We start from the raw sequence: 19056 nt of genomic DNA on the forward strand, positions 1-19056 counted from the left end.
CCCAAACGTAAAACACGCAAAGGCCAGACCCAGCCGGGTACCGGCCATTTTCCTGCACCATCGATATGCGAAACAGGTAACTAACGTGCCCAAAATCCGGCCAAGAACAGGCTTTACTACCCTTTCCGCACTGCTGCTCGCCGCCGGCCTGACCGGATGTTTCGCCGGTGGCGAGCAAGCGGCAGAAGACGGCGACAGTACCGGCCGGATCAAGCTGGCCATGCTCCAGCCGCCCCGGTCCGGGATGTCCCCGCTGAGTGACGACGCCTTCAAGTTGTCGCGGTGGCAGACCGCCGAGACCCTGGTGGTGCTGGACGGTCTCGGGGAAGCGGAGCCTGCACTGGCCACAGACTGGCAGCAGGTTGACCAGACCTCCTGGCGCTTCACCCTGCGGGATGGCGTCGAATTCCACGATGGTACGGCCCTGACGTCAAGGGAAGTTGTTGCCTCCCTCTCCGCCGCGGTCAAGGCAAGCCCAAAACCGAGGATCCTGGACGGCGTGTCGCTGACCGCCCACGCTGACGGTCCCGGAGCTGTGATCGTCAGGACCGCCACACCGGACCCCCTCCTGCCCCAGCGGTTGTCCAGTCCTCAGCTGGCTATCCTTGCCGCCACCGCATACAAGGAGGGTGGAGTGGTGAATCCGGCCAATGCCGGTACGGGACCCTACCGGTTGGTCTCAGTGGAAGGCACCTCGTCCGCGCGGCTGGACCGCTTCGAGGGGTACTGGGGCGACAAAGCCGAGGCCGACGGCGTCGATGTCCAGTTCGTGCCGGACGGAACCGCGCGGGCAGCTGCCCTGCGGACCGGTGACGCGGACATCGTGGAAGCCATCCCGGTGGGCCAGGCCGCCAGGATCGACCCGGCTCTGGTGCACGAAGTGCCGATGCCGCGCACCAACACGCTGTACCTCAACACGGCGGCGGGTCCCTTCGCTGATCCCGCCGTCCGCGCCGCAGCCCGCGGCGCGATTGATGCCGGCACCATTGTGGACAATGTCTACGAGGGGCGCGCAGACAAGGCCGCGGGACTGCTCGGCCCGGCCCTTCCGTGGGCGGCGGATGAGCGGAGCAGCGACGGCTACACCGCTGCCCTGGCCACCCGCGTGGCCGCAACCGCCGTCAAGGGGACTCCCATCCGGCTTGGAACGTTCACGGACCGCGCCGAGCTGCCTGAAGTTGCGGTTCAGCTGGAGCAGCAGCTGGAAGCCGCGGGCTTTACGGTGGAACAGGACGTTCGCGAGTACCAGCACATCGAGGCCGACGCGCTGGCCGGAAAGTTTGACGCCTTCATCCTCTCCCGCGCCACAGTGCTGGATTCCGGCGACCCCGTTGCCTACCTTTACAGCGACTTCTCCTGCGCCGGTTCGTTCAACATCTCCCAGTTCTGCGATCCGACTGTAGACGAAGCACTGGCCAAAGCCGCAGGCATCCCCGCGGGCCCGGAACGCCGCGCCGCAATCGCCGCCGCCGAAAGACTCATCCTGGCCCGGGACGCGGCCATCCCGCTGCTCCATGAACGCGTCATCCAGGGCGAATCCGGCCGCGTGCGTAATGTGGAGCGGGATCCGCGTGAGCGTGCCCTGGTGACTAACAAGACGGGGATCAACAGCAGGACGGGGAATACCGGCAGTACAGGCGCCGCGAAGTGACGCCCACCGGTACGGCGCTCCTAAAAGTTACCGCGTCGCGGACCGTCGCCCTCCTTGGACTGGTGGTGCTGATCGGGATGATGCCGTGGCTCTCGGGCCGTGGAGCTGAGTACACCATCCTCCGTGCCAGGTACTCGGACCGCGAACCTACCCCGGAAGCCCTGGCTGCCATCCGGGCCGAACTCGGGCTCGAGGAGGGCCCACTGGCCATGTTCATGTCCTGGGTTCAACGCGTCTTCGCCGGGGACCTCGGCACATCCTGGATCAGCAGCACTCCTGTGGGCCCCGGCATCGGAGCCGCGTTGGGCGTTTCGGTGACCCTGATGGGTTTTGCCATTGCGGCAGCGGCAATCATTGTCCTGCTGATCTGCGTGCCCGCAGTATTGAACGGGCTTCGGCAGCGGAGCGGGCAGGCGTCCGGCGCCCTGCCTGCTGCGCTCACCTCCCTGCCGGAGTTCCTGCTTTCGGCCATGCTGCTGGTGGTGGGGGGCGTCTGGCTCCAGTGGTTTCCGCCGTTCGGCTGGAAGGGCCCGGAGCATGCCGTCCTGCCGGCCCTCGCCCTTGGCATCCCGGCGGGCGGCCTGACGGGGCTGCTGTTGTCCGACGCCATTCGCGCCGCCTTCGGGGAAAAATGGGTGGCCACGTGGCGGCTGGCCGGTGCCGGGCACGCTCAGCTTACGCGAGCGGTACTGCGTCGCGCACTGCCTGCAGTGTTGCCGCAGATGGCGCTGATCCTCATCGGCCTGACCGGCGGAGCCGTCGCGGTGGAAAAGGTGTACGCCATTCCGGGGCTCGGCCGGGCGCTGCTGGGAGCGGCCAGCGCCCAGGACATTCCCACCCTTCAGGCCGGCATGCTGGCGCTGATGGGGCTGGCCCTGCTGGTGGGTACGCTGACGACGGCGGCGCGGTACCTGCTTATTGGGCCTGCGGTCCGCTTCGGCACGCTTTCGCTTGCGGAGCCCCCGGGTTCGGGGAGGCGCCGTCTGGCCGTGCCGGCAGTTGCCGCCGGCACCTTGCTGCTCATCATCGGGTCCGGGCTGCTCCGCGACCCCTACACCTCAGCACACCCAAGGCTGGCAGCGCCCGCCTGGTCGCTGCCCTTCGGGGCGGACGCCAGCGGGCGTGACCTCCTGGCCAGGGTGGGGCATGGCGCCGTGGGGACGCTGGGTATTGCGCTGGCAGTGGTGCTGGTCTGCCTGGCCGTGGGAATCGTCGTCGGCCTCTTCCCCTTGGCTGCCACCGGGCCGCTCGAGGTGGCCAACGCCGCGCCGCCCATCCTCGCCGGACTGGTTGTCGCAGCCATGACCGGGCCGTCCGCCCAGGGCGCCGCCGTGGCCGTGGCAGCCGTGAGTTGGGCGCCCCTTGCCGCCCATACTGCCGCCCTTGCCCAAGAGGCCCGGGCACAACCGTACGTGCAGATCCTCCCGGTGCTGGGGGTAGGAAAGGCCCGCATCATGCTCCGCTACGTCCTGCCGGCGGTGGCACGGCCGCTCCTGCGCCACGCAATGCTCCGCCTGCCGGGAGTCGCCCTCGCCCTCGCGGCGCTCGGCTTCCTGGGGCTTGGCCCGCAACAGCCGTCACCGGAGTGGGGTCTTATTTTGGCCGAGGGCATCGGCTACGTTGAGCGGGCACCCTGGGCGGTCTTGGCGCCGGCATCCGCACTGGTCCTGGCCTCGGTCCTGGCCGTGAGCCTCGCGGGCACGAGCAGCTCCGGGGCGGCACGATACGGGAGGGGGAAACGCACTGCCGCCAACACCGCGACGGCATCGGAAACCGCAAAAACGGCCTAGCCCGGCTTAGCTGCCCTCGACGCCCCATCACCTCCTGCAGACCCTAGCCGGAACGCTCCATCACGTCCTGCAGACCCTCACCGGAACGCTCCATCACGTCCTGCAGACCCTCACCGGAACGCCCCATCACCTCCGGGGGCTTCAACCGGAACGCTCCACCACCTCCCGGGGCAGGTCCGGCGGCGGTGCTGCCCGCCGGTAATCTGCGCGGGTCCCCGGCTACACGTGGACACAGGACGTGATGGGGCGTTCGGGGATTTGAGGCAGGACGTGATGGGGCGTTCGGGGATTCGAGGCAGGACGTGATGGGGCGTTGGACCGGAGCCGGCGCCACCCAGAGACAACAAAAAGCCCGCTGCCTGCGCCGGAATTCGGGCGCGGGCAGCGGGCTCAATAACTGTGTCAGCACCTATGACCCGCTGGATCAGGGTGCCAAAAAAGAAGCGCTGCACAAAAAGCTGGAGACCGCAGAAGTGCCTGCTGCATCCGTTCGTGCTGCGGCGTCACAGGACTGTCCGGTTACGGCAACAGCACCTTGCGACAACTAGCCGATCCGACGGGTGTCCACCTCGTCGTCGTCTTCTTCCAAATCATCCGCGTACTTGTCCACATAAGCCGAATAGTCAGGTTCGACCGGCTCATTCGCATAATGGCTCGTGGCACGACTGCCTGGACCCGTCAGCTCACGCTGAAGTGCCGAGTAGTCAGTGTTCGGGGAATAGTACTTGATATCCCGAGCCTGCTTGGTAGCTTTTGCCTTTTGACGGCCGCGCCCCATGGCGTGACCCCCTTTTGTACTTGGACCGGAGGTGGTCACCTTGGCGTAGGTGAGGCCCCGGAATGTTTGGTCAATTTGTCGTACACCTAGATTACATGCTTTCGGCGGGGCCTGCTTGCCACCAGCAGCTCCGGCGGTCACGGCCAGCACCGTTCCTGCCCTTCCAAGGCCAGAACCCGGCTTTTTTCTTCGGTAGAGTCAACTCAGCAGGTACTGATACGGGCCGGGAATCCCGCTGCCCGTGCGGAGAAAACGCAGGAGGATGCACGCAGTGAACCACCATGACGTTCCGCCTAAACCCGGCTCTGCGCCCACCCCTGGCCTGCCCGCCGTTCCCGCGGCCGAATACGGAGTGCCGGCAGCCGAGGCCCCGGCAGCCAGCACCGGCCAGGTACGGGACCAGGGCGAGGGATTGGAGCAGGACCACTCAGCTTTCCCGCACGGACCGGAAGCCGGCCGCGGCAGCGTCAACCAGCGGACGCTGTGGAAGGCGTTCTTCGTCGTCGTCCTCCTGGCAGTCATCGGCTCACTGGTGTGGCTTGCCATGTGGCTGAACACCAACGGCGACCAGGAGGCTTCAGCAGGGGCGGTTCCCGGGAACCTGGAAACTTCCGTCACACCCCCGGCCACTCCCCTGCCACTGCCCCGCGAGGCCGAACCGGCAAGCTATGCCCTGGGCGACTGCTTCAAGGACTTTGACCCGGAGGCGCTGAGATCCGCCATTGTGCCTTGCGACACCGGCCATTCCGCACAGCTGGTTGCCCTGTTCCGCTACCCGGAAGGCGAGTCCTACCCGGGCGCGGAGGCACTTAAGGCCAAAGCCCTGGAAGCATGCCAGGCCGCAAAACTTGGCCCGGCCGCGAACCAGTACACACTGAATTTCGAGCGCAGCTTTCCCAGCTCCACAAGCTGGGACGCCGGGGACCGCAGACTGGACTGCTACGTGACCTCCCCCGCCGGCAACAACGTTAACGCGAGCGTGCTGCCCTAGCGCCTTCGGCGGCAGGGCAGCACGCTTCACAGCAAACCGGCAGATTAGTCCTTCCGCCGGACCACCAGCCCGGTCCCGGGGCCAGCAGCGCCGTTAGGCCCGGCGAGGGCTTCCAGCCCTTCAATGGTGAGTTCATTGACGTCGGTGGCGGTGTCCACCAGCACGGTGTCCCCGTCAGCGATCTCGCCGGACAGGATGGCCTTGGCGAGGCGGTCGCCAATCTCCCGCTGGACCAGCCGGCGGAGGGGCCGGGCACCGTAGGCGGAATCGAAGCCGGACATGGCGAGCCAGGCACGGGCGCCCTCGGTGACGTCCAGGGTCAGCCGGCGCTCGTGCAGCCTCCGGCCAAGTTCGGCCACCTGCAGTTCAACGATGCGGGCGAGCTCTTCCACTGACAGCGGATCGAACAGCACCACTTCGTCCAGCCGGTTCAGGAACTCGGGCTTGAAGGAGGCATTAACGGTGGCCATCACCGCGTTCCGCTTGGCCTCGGCATCCAGCGAGGGGTCCACCAGGAACTGGCTGCCCAGGTTGGACGTCAGCACCAGGATCGCGTTGCGGAAGTCCACGGTGCGGCCCTGGCCGTCGGTGAGGCGGCCGTCGTCGAGCACCTGCAGGAGGATGTCGAAGACCTCGGGATGGGCCTTCTCCACCTCGTCCAGCAGGATCACCGAGTAGGGGCGGCGGCGCACAGCCTCGGTGAGTTGGCCGCCCTCCTCGTAGCCCACGTATCCCGGAGGGGCACCCACGAGCCGCGCCACGGAATGCTTCTCGCCGTACTCGGACATGTCAATCCGCACCATGGCGCGTTCGTCGTCGAACAGGAAGTCCGCCAGGGCCTTGGCGAGCTCGGTCTTACCGACGCCGGTGGGGCCCAGGAAGAGGAACGAGCCGGTGGGGCGGTTGGGATCGCTGATGCCGGCGCGGGCGCGGCGGACGGCATCCGAGACTGCAGTGACAGCCTTCTTCTGGCCGATAAGCCGCTTCCCGAGCTCCTCCTCCATGTGCAGCAGCTTCTGGCTTTCGCCCTGCAGCATCCGGCCGGCGGGAATGCCGGTCCAGGCCGAGATGACCTCGGCGATGTCGTCAGCGGTCACCTGTTCGGCCACCATCTGCGAGGACTTGTCCGTGACGGCGGCTTCGGCCTCCGCGGCGGCGTTCAGCTCCCGCTCCAAGGCCGGGATCTCGCCGTAGAGAATCCGGGACGCTGTCTCCAGGTCGCCTTCACGGGCAGCCATATCATACGCGGAGCGCAGTTCGTCCAGCTTCGCCTTGAGGTCACCCACCCGGTTGAGGCCGGCCTTTTCGGCCTCCCAGCGGGCGTTCAGGGCGGCGAGCTCCTCTTCCCTGTCTGCCTTGTCCGCACGGAGCGCGGCGAGGCGCTCCACCGACGCAGCGTCGGTCTCGCCCTCCAGGGCCAGCTCCTCCATGGTCAAACGGTCGACGGCGCGGCGGAGCTGGTCGATTTCCTCGGGAGCGGAGTCGATCTCCATGCGCAGCCGGGAGGCGGCCTCATCGACGAGGTCGATGGCCTTGTCCGGCAGCTGGCGTCCGGAAATGTAGCGGTTGGAAAGGGTTGCAGCGGCGACCAGGGCAGAGTCGGCGATAGCCACCTTGTGGTGCGCCTCGTAGCGCTCCTTCAGGCCGCGGAGAATGCCGATGGTGTCCTCGACACTGGGCTCCCCCACGTAGACCTGCTGGAAGCGGCGCTCCAGCGCCGGGTCCTTCTCGATGTTCTCCCGGTACTCGTCCAGGGTGGTGGCACCGATCAGCCGCAGCTCGCCGCGGGCCAGCATGGGCTTGAGCATATTGCCCGCGTCCATCGAGGACTCGCCGGTGGCACCCGCACCCACCACCGTGTGGATCTCGTCAATGAAGGTGACGATCTGGCCTTCGGAGTTCTTGATCTCCTCCAGGACGGCCTTGAGGCGTTCCTCGAACTCGCCACGGTACTTCGCGCCGGCCACCATGGAGGCAAGGTCCAGGGCGATCAGGGTCTTGCCACGGAGGCTTTCCGGCACGTCCCCGGCCACGATGCGCTGGGCAAGGCCCTCCACCACGGCGGTCTTACCGACGCCCGGCTCACCAATAATCACGGGGTTGTTCTTGGTGCGGCGGCTCAGGACCTGGACGATCCGCCGGATTTCCGTGTCACGGCCGATCACCGGGTCCAGCTTGCCGGACCGGGCCATCGCGGTGAGGTCCGTGCCGAACTTCTCCAGGGACTGGAAGGTGTTCTCCGGGTCCGGGCTGGTGACTTTTTTGTCACCGCGGACACCCGGCAGGGCAGCGAGCAGGGCCTCATGGGAGGCACCGGCGTCGCGCAGCAACCGACCGGCGGGGTCACTGCCGGCCGAAAGCCCCAGGAGGAGCACCTCGGTGGAAACGAAGGTGTCGCCCAGCCGCTCGGCTTCCTCCTTGGCGTTCTGGATGGCCTGCAGGGCAGGCCGGGACAGCTGGGCCTGCTGGCTGGAAGCGCCGGACGTGGCGGGCAGTGCTTTGATGGCGCTGCTCGCCTGGACGCTGACGGCGTCGGGGTCTGCGCCGGTGGCACGGAGAAGCGCCACCGCGACGCCCTCCCGCTGGTCCATCAGCGCCTTGAGCAGGTGGGCCGGCTCCACCTGTGGATTACCGGCCGTGGAGGCGTTCATGGCCGCAGCCGAAAGAGCCTCCTGGCTCTTGGTGGTGAATTTGACGTCCAATGAGAGCTCCTTTCGGGGTCTGTTGTCTTAGGTTGAGTCTACTACGCTCAACTTTGGTCGGGGTACTTTTTATTTCCTGTTTGCCCACAGCGAACCACGGCATGCACCCGCCTGCCCCGTTTCCAAGGTTGGCGATCCGCCCTAGGATCACCTTGTGACCGGGGAGCACGGAGCTGCCGGCGCACGGCAGACGGGACAAGCCATGAAGAAGTTCGTTGTTCTCTACCTCGCGGCACAATCGGCCCAGGCGCAAATGGCCGAAAGCTCGCCGGAGGCAGCCCAGGAGGGTATGAAAGCCTGGATGGCATGGGCTGAGCGGGCCGGTGACGGCCTCGTGGATATGGGAAACCCGCTCGGGGCCGGGAAGGAAATCACGGCGACCGGCACGTCAGACACGAGCACCGGTGTGGCCGGTTATGGGATTCTCCAGGCCGAGGACCTCGCCGGCGCCCAAGCACTGCTCGACGGGCACCCGCACCTCATGATGCCCGGGGCGACTATCCAGGTTTACGAGTCCCTGGACCTGCCCGGGATGTAGGTGCCCGCGCTAGTGCAACTGGCCAGGAGAACGCCGTCATGCCCGTCAGGTGAAGGGCCGCTTAGGCAGGGTAGATTGCCACGGCCGCTGCTTTGACCACGAAATGCACCGGCAGCCCGGGGGCCAGGCCCAGATCTGCCGAAGCGGCGGGGGTGATGTCCGCCGCCAGCCTTCCGGCCCGCACCCGGATCAGGTCGCCGTGCGGCTCAAGGTCGGTGATGGTCACTTCGAAGTAGTTGCGGGGACTTCCGTGGGCGTCGTCGAGGAACACGGAAACCGCCGACGGCGGGAACACGGCCACCGCTGCCCGGTCGCCCTCCCCTGCCGGGCCGGGGTCCTCCACATGGCCTGCGATGGTCTGGCCGCCTGTGGTTTTGAGCCCGTCACGGAGGAGGGAGCCTGGAATCAGGTTCAGCCCCGCCAGCCCGGCCGCAAACGTGCTGCGGGGCCGCTCGAGTATTTCGCGGGTTGGACCCTCTTCTGAGATGCGGCCCCCTTCCAGGATGACCACACGGTCCGCGAGCATCAGCGCGTCCAGGACGTCGTGGGTGATGATGATGGCCGGCCTGCCTGCGAGGACCCGCTTCAGCAGGCGGCGGAGCAGCGGCGCGGAGTGGATGTCCAGTGCGGCCATGGGCTCATCCAGAAGGAGAAGTCCCGGGTCAGCGGCAAGCGCCCTGGCTACCGCAACGCGCTGGGCCTGGCCGCCGGAAAGCTCCGCGGGGCGGCGGTCATGGAGGTCCTGCGCGTCCACCTCGGCCAGCCAGCGGGTGGCCTCTGCGTGGGCTTGGTGCTTCGCCGCCCCGGCGCTCCGCGGACCGAAAGCCACGTTCTCCAGGGCGTTGAGGTGGGGGAACAGCAGGGGTTCCTGGGCGAGCAGTGCTGTACCCCGGTGATGGGGCGGCGTCCATCTCCTCCTGCCCGGCGAAAGGTCGAACAGCGCCCGCCCGTTGAGCTCGGCCCGGCCGCTGTCCGGCCGCAGCAGTCCCGCGATCACGGCCAGCAGCGTGGATTTGCCCGCCCCGTTCGGCCCCATCACCGCCACCGTTTCGCGCGGACCGACCGTCAGGGCCACGTCGAACCCCCGCCCGGCCACAGCTGCCTCAAATGCGAACGTCACGCGGCGTTCCCCACCGGGGCGGCCGCCGCCGTCGTCGTCCGCTGCGACGTCCAGCCGGAACGCCCGCCCGGCCGCCGGTACGCAAGCGCCACCACGGTCACCGCCACCGCCACCAGCACCAGGGAGAGGGCGACGGCGGCCTCCGGGTCCGTTTCACGCTGAAGGTAGATTTCCAGCGGCAGGGTCCGGGTCACCCCTTGGAGGCTGCCCGCGAATGTCAGGGTGGCGCCGAACTCCCCCAGGCTGCGGGCAAAGGCGAGCACGGCCCCCGAGGCCAGCCCGGGCAGCACCAGCGGCAGCGTCACCCGGCGGAAGACCCGCCCAGGCGAGGCACCGAGTGTTGCTGCGACTGCTTCATAGCGTTCGCCGCCGGTCCGCAGGGCCCCTTCCAGGCTCACCACCAGGAACGGCAACGCCACGAAGGTCTGCGCCAGGACTACTGCGGTGGTGGAGAAGGCGATCTGGAGGCCGAGGACTTGCAGGGTGCTGCCCAGGAGGCCCTGGCGGCCGAACGTGTAAAGGAGGGCGATGCCGCCCACCACGGGTGGCAGGACGAGTGGGAGCAGCACCAGCGAACGCAGCAGGCCCTGCAGCGGGAACCTGCCCCGGGCCAGGACCAGGGCCAGCGGAACACCGAGCACGATGCACAGGACGGTGCTGGCGGCGGAGGTCCGGAGGCTCAGGCCCAGTGCCGACAGGGCGGACTCCGACGTGACCAGAGGCAGGAAGTTGGCCCAGTTGACCCTCGCGACCATGGCGAAGAGGGGCAGAATGACCACCACGGCAGCCAGCACCGCCACTGGATAGACCCAGCGCGGAACGCCGCTGTAGGCCTGCGGGCTCACTTCGGGCCCGCTCCGAAGCCGGCGTCTGACAGCACCCGCTGCCCTTCGGGGCTGGTGATCAGTTCGAGGAAAGCACGGGCATCTGCGCTGTTCCTGCTGTTGGACAGCACGGCGGCGGGATAGCTGTTGACGGCGCCGGCTGCTTCCGGGAAGGGAACGCCCTCCACCCTGCCTGCCGCAGACCGGACGTCGGTGACATAGACGAGCCCCGCATCGGCTTCCCCGGAGGTGACTTTGCCCAGCACGTCCGTGACGGAGTTTTCCTCGCTGGCAGGGTTCAGGTCCGTCCCGGTCTCCTGTTGGATGGCTGCCGCGGCGGCCCCGCACGGAACCTGCGGGGCACATTGGACCACGCGGGTTCCAGGCTTGGCGAGGTCGGCGAAAGAACGGATGCCGACCGGATTTCCCGGCGGGACGGCGATGGCGAGCGTGTTGGTGGCGAAAATCTGCGGTTCGCCGTCCACCAGCCCGGTGTCCTGCAGTTTTTCCATATTCCTGGCATCTGCGGAGGCGAAGACGTCAGCCGGCGCCCCCTGGCTGATCTGGGTGGCCAGGTCCGCGGATCCGGCAAAGCTGAGGGCCACAGCGGTGCCGGGGTGCCGGGCTTCAAACGTCTTGCCCAGTTCCGTGAAGCTGGTTTTGAGGGACGCGGCAGCGAAGACGGTGAGGGTCCGGCCGCTGCCGTTGCCCGCGGCCTCGCCCTTGCCGGTGCACCCTGCGAGCGCCGCGGTCATCAGCACGGCCAGCAGCACGGCAGTTGCTTTCTTGCCCCTGGTCACAGCGCCTTGCCCTGCGGCGTTTCGATGATGACCGTGGTGGCTTTGACCACCGCAGTGGCTACGGAGCCGGGTTCCAGCCCGAGCTCCCGAACGGCCTCGCTGCTCATCAGCGACACCACCCGGAACGGCCCGCACTGCAACTCCACCTGGGCCATCACCTTGTCCGCCGTGATGCCGGTAACCAGGCCCACGAACCTGTTGCGCGCGGAACTGCCGGTGCGGTGCGGATCGTCCGGAAGCTGCGCGAGTTTCCGGGCGTGCCGGGCCAGTTCCAGCCCGTCCACGGCGAGCCGGCCGCCGTCGTCCTTCACGGGGGTGAGCGATCCGTTGTCCAGCCAGCGCCGCACGGTGTCGTCGCTGACCCCGAGGAACCGGGCCGCCTCGGCTACGCGAATAATAGTCACGGGCCCAGTCTATGGCGCAATTGCGGTAAAGAAAGCAGTTGTCCGCCGCATCTTCGGATACCGCATCAACGGTTCCGCCCCCCAATGGCGCCGGCGTTCCTGCTCGGCACCGCCTTAGAACGTCCCACTAGACTTCCTCCATGGCCATCTACATCGACCCGCCGCTGTGGCCTGCCCACGGGACCCATTTTTCGCACCTGGTGTCTGACACGTCGCTGGCGGAACTGCATGGGTTCGCCGCCGCCGCAGGTATTCCGGAGCGGGCCTTCGACGGCGACCACTACGACGTTGCGGAACGCCGCTTCAATGACCTGGTGGCGGCAGGGGCCATCCCCGTGGAGGCCCGGATCCTGGTCCGCAAACTGATTGCCAGCGGACTCCGGATCCCCGCCCGGCAACGGAACAAATCGCTCAAGGTTCCGCTGTTTAACCGGTGGGACGCCATCATGCCCGGCCACGACGCGCTTTTCCTCGACCTCCTGGACCGGTGGAGCGAGCCGCACCGCCGGTACCACGGTTGCACGCACCTGCTGTCAGTCCTGGAAGCCCTCGACCTGCTCGCCGATCCCGTTGACCCGTCCCGCACGGTGCTGCTGGCCGCATGGTTCCACGACGCCGTCTACCGGGGCGTGGCGGGGCAGGACGAGGAAGAATCGGCCCGCCTGGCGGAGGACCGGCTGGTTGCTGCCGGACTTCCCGGGGCGGAGGCGGCTGAGGTTGCCCGGCTGGTCCGGCTGACATCGGACCATCGTCCAGAGCCAGGGGACGACGACGGCGCCCTCCTGTGTGATGCCGACCTTTCCGTGCTCGGCGGCGAACCTGAGGAGTACGCCCGCTACGTGGCCGACGTCCGCCAGGACTATGCGCACATCGGCGACGCTGATTTCGCTGCCGGACGCGCCGCCGTCGTACGCCACCTGCTGGAACTTGACCCGCTGTTCCACACCGGCCGCGCGCGGGAGCTATGGCAGGACGCCGCCCACCGGAACCTGAAAGGCGAACTGGCGTGAACGCACCCACCTCAAACCCCCGCCACACCCTGACCCCGAGCGCAGCCCACCGGCAACTGCCCTACACCGTGCGGCTGGAATGGGGGCTCGACGGCGCCAGGACCGTCACGTCCGGGGTTGACCTCGCCGTGGTGGTGGACGTCCTGTCCTTCAGCACCTGCGTCAGCGTCGCCCTGGACCGGGGAGCCGTTGTGTTTCCGTTCCCTTGGAAGGACACCAGCGCCGAGGACTTCGCCGCCCACCACGACGCCCAGCTCGCAGGGCCCCGCGACGGCGGCGGGCTCAGCCTCTCCCCCGCGAGCCTCCGGGTTGCGGGGTCCTTGGAGCGGGTGGTCCTGCCGTCCCCGAACGGTTCCGCTCTTTGCCATGAACTGGCGGGGGAGGTCCCGTTGGTAGCCGCGGTATCGCTCCGCAATGCGGCAGCAACAGCCGATTGGGTGATGGCCAACTTCGCTGAAGACGCCGTGATCGCAGTGGTTGCCGCCGGCGAACACTGGCCTGACGGCACCCTCCGCCCGGCTGTGGAGGACCAGATCGGCGCGGGCGCGTTTATTGCCGGCCTCGTGGCTGCGGGCAGGGGCGGCTACGAGGCCGAAGACGGCAGGCACGGTTACTCACCGGAGGCCGTGGCCGCGATGGCGGTGTTCGAGGCGGCGGAGCCGCGGCTCCGGGAAATGCTGCACGGGTGTTCCAGCGGCCGCGAGCTGGCCGGTGCCGGCTATTCCGGCGACATCGATATCGCGGCGGAATTGGACGACAGCAGCGCCGTGGCCCTCCTGGTGAACGGGGCGTTCAGCCCCCGCTGAAAGGGCCCGGCGCCCTGCTGGTCCGGCCGGCAGCGCGCATACGTCGGCAGGCCGTACCTTTACGGTTCCCGTTAGAGGATGCCACACTGCTCGGATGACCCTGCGCATCCAGTCCCTCTGCATCGATTCGACTGATCCGAAAGTGCCCGCGGACTTCTGGGAGAAGGCGCTGGGGTGGCGCCGGACCTTTGAGGAGGACGACGAGATTGTGCTCGAGCCGCCGGCCGGCAGCCCCGGGGACGGCGTATCCCCGGATCTGCTCTTCCTCAAGGTTCCCGAGCGCAAGGAAGCCAAGAACAGGCTTCACCTGGACCTGCGGCCCGAAGACCAGGACGCGGAGGTTGCAAGGCTGGAAGCCCTTGGCGCCAAACGTGTTTCCGTGGGCCAAGGCCCGGAGGTCACCTGGGTGGTAATGGCTGATCCGGACGGCAATGAGTTCTGCGTCCTGCGGGCGCTGCGGCCAGAAGAGCTGACGGAGTAGAGGCCATCAGAGCCCAGCCTTAGCCTGTTGTGGCAGCCGGTGTTCCAGCAGCCCGTTACCGGTACGCCGTGACGAATGGCGAACTGGTGGGCACAATCTGCTTGCCCAGCGGCATCAGGGACACCGGGATGAGCTTCAGGTTGGCGATGGCCAGCGGGATGCCGATGATGGTGATGGCCATGGCAAAGGCGGTGACCACGTGGCCGATGGCGATCCAGATGCCCGCCACCAGCAGCCAGATCACGTTGCCCAGCAGGGAGAACACCCCCGTGCCGCCGGGTTTGTCCACCACCGTCCGGCCGAACGGCCACAGCGTGTACGAGGCAATCCTGAAGGAGGCGATGCCCCACGGGATGGTGACGATCAGCAGGCAGCAGATGATGCCGGCCAGGAAGTAGCCCAGCGCAAGCCAGAATCCCCCGAAAACCAGCCAGATGATGTTGAGCAGTGTCTTCATTCATCCATTGTGCCCCGGGGGCTCTGACAAAAGGATGGGGGTTTTCCCTGAGCGGGCCCTTAACCCGGCTGCTGCGCCGGGGCGGCAGCACCCTTCGCCGCCTGCACAAAGGCGCGCACCTTGGCCAGGTCCTTCACGCCCCGGGATGCCTCCACACCGGAGGAGACATCAACTCCCCAGGCATGTGCTGCTGTGGAGGCTGCGCCGACGTTGGCGGGGTCGAGCCCGCCGGCGAGCAGCCAGCGGCGTCCTTGGAGAACCGGCAGGGCCGCCACGGAGGCGTAGTCCCACGCCTCCCCGGAGCCGGGCACGGCGGCGTCGATCAGCAGCAGGTCCTCGCCCCAGTCTTCGAACTGCTCCGGAGCGGCATCCATGGTGACTGCCCGGATCAGCTTCATGCCGGCGTCGTGCACTGTCGTGACGTCCTCACGGGTGCGAGGGCCGTGCAGCTGGAGCCACTCCAGCCCGGCAGCGCGGGCGATCGCCACGGCGTCAACCACAGGTTCATGGCGGAATACTCCGATGGGTGAGACCCCGGCGGGGACCTCTGCCAACAACGAGGACGCCTGGGATGGCGAGACAACGCGGGGGCTGGCGGTGAGGACGAAACCCACGGCATCCGATCCTGCAGTTACCGCTTCACGGACGGATTCGGGCGTACTGAGACCACACACTTTGACAAACATTCCCGGCTCCTTGAGGCTGTTTTGTGTTATCCCCCCGGAGGAGAGTAGCAGGAAGGCCGGCCGCGGGATGTACCCGGGGGAATTAGGCTGGGCAGATGGAAATTATCCGCTTTGCAGACCTCAAGCCCGAGCCCTGGCGGAACGGCGGCGGCGTGACGCGCCAGTTGGCCAGCCACCCCGGCAAAGCTTCCACTCCGGACGGGGCCTGGGACTGGCGGGTCAGCATCGCTGACGTCAGCAAGGCCGGCGACTTCTCCGCGTTCCCCGGGATGGAGCGGGTGCTGACGGTGGTCGAGGGTGAACTCCTGCTGCTGTCCGTGGACGGCGCCGAACATCCCCTGGAGAAGTACCGCCCGTTCCGCTTTCCAGGCGGGGCCAGCACGCATGCGTCGCTGCCCACAGGCGATATCCGGGACCTCAACGTCATCACGCGGACGGGCCGCTTCAAGGGCTTCACGTCCATCATCGAGCTCTCGAAAAAGCGTGCCAAGCCCATCTTCGAAGGGCAGCTGGGGATCCTCCTCCAGGGACAGGCCACGGCAGCCGACGGAAGCAATGAACCCGAGGCACTGGCGCGGTACGACGCCGTGGTGGGCTCCGACATCGACACCCCTGACGTCCTGGGCCGCGGCTTCCTGGCCGTCGTCTCGATCGACCCGGTTGAGGATGAGCCTGGGTCTGAATAGGACAGCCTCGCCTTGGGGTAGCAGAGCCTTTCCACACTGGTGGCTCCACGCGGCCGTCCCTAGACTCGGGCTATGACCACTTCAACATTCAATGCGCTCCTGTCCACCCAGATCGCCAACGAATTCACGGCATCGCAGCAGTACATTGCCGTGGCCACCTGGTTCGCCAACCAGGACCTCCCCCAGCTGGCCAAGTACTTCTACCGCCAGTCCGTGGAGGAACGGAACCACGCCATGATGATGGTGCAGTACATGCTGGACCGGGACATCGCCTTCACCATTCCCGGCGTCCCCGCAGTACGCAACGACTTCACCTCGGTCACCGAGCCGCTGGCCCTGGCCCTGCAGCAGGAAAAGGAAGTCACCCGCAACATCGAGGACCTCTTCCGGGCGGCCCGCGGCGAAAACGACGCACTGGGCGAGCAGTTTATGCTCTGGTTCCTGAAGGAGCAGGTGGAGGAGGTCGCATCCATGACCACCCTGCTGAACATCGCCGAGCGTGCGGACAACCTGTTCGACATCGAAAATTTCATTGCCCGCGAAACCATCGGCGACGGCGGCCGCGACTCGTCCGCACCCGAGACAGCCGGCGGCGCCCTCTAGTCTGCCGCCTCCTTCAACCAAGTAGCGCTAAGTGTCGTTTTGAGGCTTCATAACGACACTTAGCGCTACCTAGTTGGGAGGGTGGTGTGGTGGTGAGGTTCCGCACCACCGGTGGCCGCCCGGGGTCGGGCGTTGCTACGCTGGAAAGGTAGGCTCCGAAAACGGGCCTCCGGACGACGGTTCAGTACCCGGCACGCGACAAGACTGGCCAAAGGATCTGTCATGCCGTGGTTAATCCTCATTCTTTCCGGCGCCCTTGAGGCCGTATGGGCCGCAGCCCTGCACCGTACCTTCCAAACGTCCGGCCGGCGCCGCATCGCCCCCGCCGCCCTCTTCCTGGTCTCCGTGGCCGCCAGCACCGGCGGCCTGGCCATCGCCATGCAATCGATACCCACCGGCACGGCCTACGCGGTGTGGGTGGGCGTGGGTGTGGTGCTGACCTCCGCCTACGCCATCGCCACCAAGGTGGAACGCCCGACGGCGGCACGCCTCCTCCTGCTCTCCGGTATCGCGGTGTGCGTGGTGGGCCTGAAGGTGGTGGCGTAATGCTGCGGCGCTCGATTCCTTGGCTGGTGCTTCTCGCCTCAGCCGTCCTCGAAGCGGTGTGGGCCACCGCTCTCGGTTTGTCCGACGGTTTCACTAAGCCCGTTCCCACCCTGGTCTTTGCAGTGACGGCAACGTTGAGCATGCTGGGCCTGGGCATGGCCATCCGGACTATTCCCCTGGGCACCGCCTACGCCGTTTGGGTAGGGATCGGTGCTGCCCTGACCGTCGGTTGGGCCATGGCCACCGGCGTCGAAGCCTTCAGTGTGCTCAAAGTGGTGTTTATCGCCGGGATCGTGGGATGCGCGGCCGGCCTGAAGATGCTGCCCGGCGGGGCCGACGCCTCCGAGCCGGAAACTGCCTCCTCAGCCAGCCGCTGAATCTCCCCATGTTTCGGGCAGGCCCACGGCGTGTCCCCGGGGATCGCCGTCGTATGCGGCATTCCTGGAACGAAAGGCGGGGAGATCCAGCGGGCAGTCTAGGCTTTTGCCATGGACTCTCCCGAGATCACCCAAGCGATGGCTGCCCTTCGGGCACGGCTCATTCCGGGCACACGGACCATTCTGGGCATTGCCGGCGCCCCGGGATCCGGCAAGTCCACCTTCGCCGAGTGGATCCGGCAGCAGTTCGGGCCGGGGCAGGCCGTGGTGGTGCCCATGGACGGCTTCCACCTCGGCAACGCCATCATCGACGACACCCCGCTGCGGCAGCGCAAGGGAGCCATCGACACGTTCGACGCCGGCGGCTACCTCTCCCTGCTGCGCCGCCTGGTCCGCCGGGACGAGCCAGTCGTTTACGCCCCGGAGTTCCGGCGCACCCTGGATGAACCCGTTGCAGCCTCCATCGCGATCCCGGCCGAAGTGCCGCTGGTGATCACGGAGGGCAACTACCTGCTGGTGGAGCATGAACCCTGGAAGGACATCAGGGCCCAGCTGGATGAAGTGTGGTTTGTGGACACCCCGCCGGAGCTGCGCCTGACCCGCTTGGTGGAACGGCACGTCTCCTTCGGAATGGAGCCGGCAGCAGCGCAAGCCTGGGCAACCGGTCCGGACGAAGCCAATGCGGTGCTGATCCAAGCGGGCCGCCCGGCTGCGGACCGGATCATCCCCTGGCATTAGGAACAGGAATAAGGCGCCTCGGCGCAGGGTTCCTGGTGTGGACACGACTGATCGGAGCAAACCCATGACTGCAGCAACGGTTCATCTCGGCGATGGCCTCAATGTCAGCCCGCTCGGCTTCGGCGGTATGGCACTCACACCGGTGTATGGGGAGGTCGATCCGGCTGACGCGCTCCGGACGCTGCACCACGCGGTCGATGCCGGCGTCACCTTCATCGACACCGCGGACATCTACGGCGGAGGCAGCAACGAGGAACTGATCGCGCAACTGCTGAAGGAGCGGCGGGGTGAGGTCCAGCTGGCCACCAAATTCGGCCTGGTGGGCTCGCCCGCTGACGGCTACACGGACATCCGGGGCGACGCCGCCCACATCCGCCAGGCCGTAGACCGGAGCCTGCAACGGCTGGGCACCGACGTGATCGACCTCTACTACATGCACCGCCGTGACCTCCGCGTTCCGATTGTGGAAACCGTGGAGGCCATGGCGGGGCTTGTGCAGCAAGGCAAGGTCAAGCACCTGGGGCTGTCGGAGGTGACGGCCCAGGAGCTGGCGGAAGCGTCTGCCGTCCACCCCATAGCGGCGGTCCAGAGTGAATGGTCCATCTGGAGCCGCGACGTGGAACGCAACGTTGTTCCTGCCGCGGCCGCTTTGGGAGTGGGCTTTGTGCCGTACTCGCCACTGGGCCGGGGATTCCTCACCGGCACCGTCGACGCTTCCAGCCTGGGGGACAACGACTTCCGACGCCGGATCCCCCGTTTCGCCCCGGACGCGGCGAGTGCCAACCAGGCAGTCGTATCCGCCGTCCAGTCAGTGGCGGACCAACTGGATGCCACGTCGGCCCAGGTTGCCCTGGCGTGGCTGCTCGCCCAAGGCAAACTGCTCGGCCTGCCGGTCGTGCCCATCCCCGGCACCCGCAAAACTCACAGGATCGACGAGAACCTCGGCGCGCTGGCCCTGGACCTGACCCGGGCGCAACTGGACGCATTGGACGCTGCCTCGGACGCCGTCGTCGGCTCCCGCTCCGCGGATCCCAACTGGGTGTCGCAAGGCCGCGAGTAACCGGCGCC

At 67.3% G+C, this 19056-nt stretch carries 21 protein-coding genes and 1 riboswitch; of the genes, 13 read left to right on the forward strand and 8 right to left on the reverse strand.

Annotated elements, in window-relative coordinates:
- The first annotated feature begins 85 nt into the window (after positions 1–85).
- Positions 86–1651 carry an ABC transporter substrate-binding protein gene (locus M1D93_RS17955; protein WP_461172809.1) on the forward strand — a complete coding sequence of 522 codons (1566 nt, stop codon included), beginning with the start codon at positions 86–88 and terminating at the stop codon, positions 1649–1651.
- Positions 1648–3441 carry an ABC transporter permease subunit gene (locus M1D93_RS17960; protein WP_461172810.1) on the forward strand — a complete coding sequence of 598 codons (1794 nt, stop codon included), beginning with the start codon at positions 1648–1650 and terminating at the stop codon, positions 3439–3441. Before M1D93_RS17955 ends, M1D93_RS17960 begins: the two co-directional genes overlap by 4 nt.
- Positions 3442–3985: 544 nt before the next feature.
- On the opposite strand, the gene M1D93_RS17965 is transcribed toward M1D93_RS17960, so the two are convergent.
- Positions 3986–4219 (reverse strand): DUF3073 domain-containing protein, encoded by a 234-nt coding sequence (locus M1D93_RS17965; protein WP_050053419.1) that lies wholly within the window; start codon positions 4217–4219, stop codon positions 3986–3988.
- 262 nt (positions 4220–4481) lie between these two features.
- On the opposite strand from M1D93_RS17965, the gene M1D93_RS17970 reads away from it, so the two are divergent.
- Positions 4482–5210, forward strand: coding sequence for a septum formation family protein (locus M1D93_RS17970; protein WP_461172811.1), 729 nt, complete (start codon positions 4482–4484; stop codon positions 5208–5210).
- Between the two features lie 44 nt (positions 5211–5254).
- Here the strand turns inward: M1D93_RS17970 and clpB are convergent, their stop codons facing one another.
- Complete coding sequence (gene clpB, locus M1D93_RS17975; protein WP_461172812.1) at positions 5255–7912, reverse strand: ATP-dependent chaperone ClpB; 2658 nt, start codon at positions 7910–7912, stop codon at positions 5255–5257.
- Between the two features lie 154 nt (positions 7913–8066).
- Between clpB and M1D93_RS17980 the strand changes: the two genes are divergently transcribed.
- Entirely contained in the window at positions 8067–8450 is a 384-nt protein-coding gene (locus M1D93_RS17980) for a YciI family protein (RefSeq protein ID WP_461172813.1), read from the forward strand.
- Between the two features lie 61 nt (positions 8451–8511).
- On the opposite strand, the gene M1D93_RS17985 is transcribed toward M1D93_RS17980, so the two are convergent.
- The 4 genes from M1D93_RS17985 to M1D93_RS18000 are packed head-to-tail and all read right to left on the reverse strand — an operon-like array spanning position 8512 to position 11598.
- Positions 8512–9570, reverse strand: coding sequence for a sulfate/molybdate ABC transporter ATP-binding protein (locus M1D93_RS17985; RefSeq protein WP_461172814.1), 1059 nt, complete (start codon positions 9568–9570; stop codon positions 8512–8514).
- Positions 9567–10415: an ABC transporter permease gene (locus M1D93_RS17990; RefSeq protein ID WP_461172815.1), complete on the reverse strand. Its 849-nt coding sequence runs from the start codon at positions 10413–10415 to the stop codon at positions 9567–9569. The genes M1D93_RS17985 and M1D93_RS17990 overlap by 4 nt, the downstream gene beginning before the upstream one ends.
- Positions 10412–11149, reverse strand: coding sequence for a molybdate ABC transporter substrate-binding protein (gene modA / locus M1D93_RS17995; RefSeq protein WP_461175060.1), 738 nt, complete (start codon positions 11147–11149; stop codon positions 10412–10414). Before modA ends, M1D93_RS17990 begins: the two co-directional genes overlap by 4 nt.
- A 41-nt stretch (positions 11150–11190) precedes the next feature.
- Positions 11191–11598 (reverse strand): TOBE domain-containing protein, encoded by a 408-nt coding sequence (locus M1D93_RS18000; RefSeq protein WP_461172816.1) that lies wholly within the window; start codon positions 11596–11598, stop codon positions 11191–11193.
- A 140-nt stretch (positions 11599–11738) separates the two neighbouring features.
- Here M1D93_RS18000 and M1D93_RS18005 point away from each other — a divergent pair, with 140 nt between their 5' ends.
- The 3 genes from M1D93_RS18005 (at position 11739) to M1D93_RS18015 (ending at position 13895) form a co-directional block, all read left to right on the forward strand.
- Positions 11739–12608: a DUF4031 domain-containing protein gene (locus M1D93_RS18005; RefSeq protein WP_461172817.1), complete on the forward strand. Its 870-nt coding sequence runs from the start codon at positions 11739–11741 to the stop codon at positions 12606–12608.
- On the forward strand, positions 12605–13414 hold the full coding sequence (locus M1D93_RS18010; protein ID WP_461172818.1) for a 2-phosphosulfolactate phosphatase: 810 nt from the start codon (positions 12605–12607) through the stop codon (positions 13412–13414). Before M1D93_RS18005 ends, M1D93_RS18010 begins: the two co-directional genes overlap by 4 nt.
- Before the next feature lie 94 nt (positions 13415–13508).
- Positions 13509–13895, forward strand: a complete 387-nt coding sequence (locus tag M1D93_RS18015) for a VOC family protein (RefSeq protein WP_461172819.1) — start codon at positions 13509–13511, stop codon at positions 13893–13895.
- Between the two features lie 55 nt (positions 13896–13950).
- On the opposite strand, the gene M1D93_RS18020 is transcribed toward M1D93_RS18015, so the two are convergent.
- A complete protein-coding gene (locus M1D93_RS18020; protein ID WP_461172820.1) occupies positions 13951–14352 on the reverse strand; it encodes a YccF domain-containing protein in 402 nt (133 codons plus the stop codon).
- A gap of 59 nt (positions 14353–14411) precedes the next feature.
- Positions 14412–15038, reverse strand: a complete 627-nt coding sequence (locus tag M1D93_RS18025) for a phosphoribosylanthranilate isomerase (protein ID WP_461172821.1) — start codon at positions 15036–15038, stop codon at positions 14412–14414.
- Positions 15039–15133: 95 nt separating this feature from the next.
- On the opposite strand from M1D93_RS18025, the gene M1D93_RS18030 reads away from it, so the two are divergent.
- From M1D93_RS18030 to M1D93_RS18055, 6 genes are all read left to right on the forward strand, one after another.
- Entirely contained in the window at positions 15134–15724 is a 591-nt protein-coding gene (locus M1D93_RS18030; protein WP_461172822.1) for a HutD/Ves family protein, read from the forward strand.
- 72 nt (positions 15725–15796) lie between these two features.
- Entirely contained in the window at positions 15797–16327 is a 531-nt protein-coding gene (locus tag M1D93_RS18035; protein WP_461172823.1) for a ferritin, read from the forward strand.
- 147 nt (positions 16328–16474) lie between these two features.
- A riboswitch (guanidine-III (ykkC-III) riboswitch) is annotated at positions 16475–16540 on the forward strand.
- Positions 16541–16549: 9 nt separating this feature from the next.
- Complete coding sequence (locus M1D93_RS18040) at positions 16550–16873, forward strand: DMT family transporter (protein ID WP_461172824.1); 324 nt, start codon at positions 16550–16552, stop codon at positions 16871–16873.
- On the forward strand, positions 16873–17250 hold the full coding sequence (locus M1D93_RS18045) for a DMT family transporter (RefSeq protein ID WP_461172825.1): 378 nt from the start codon (positions 16873–16875) through the stop codon (positions 17248–17250). Before M1D93_RS18040 ends, M1D93_RS18045 begins: the two co-directional genes overlap by 1 nt.
- 111 nt (positions 17251–17361) lie before the next feature.
- Entirely contained in the window at positions 17362–17988 is a 627-nt protein-coding gene (locus tag M1D93_RS18050) for a nucleoside/nucleotide kinase family protein (RefSeq protein WP_461172826.1), read from the forward strand.
- A gap of 64 nt (positions 17989–18052) precedes the next feature.
- Positions 18053–19048: an aldo/keto reductase gene (locus tag M1D93_RS18055; protein WP_461172827.1), complete on the forward strand. Its 996-nt coding sequence runs from the start codon at positions 18053–18055 to the stop codon at positions 19046–19048.
- Positions 19049–19056: the final 8 nt, after the last annotated feature.

The organism is Arthrobacter sp. Z1-9, assembly GCF_054792695.1.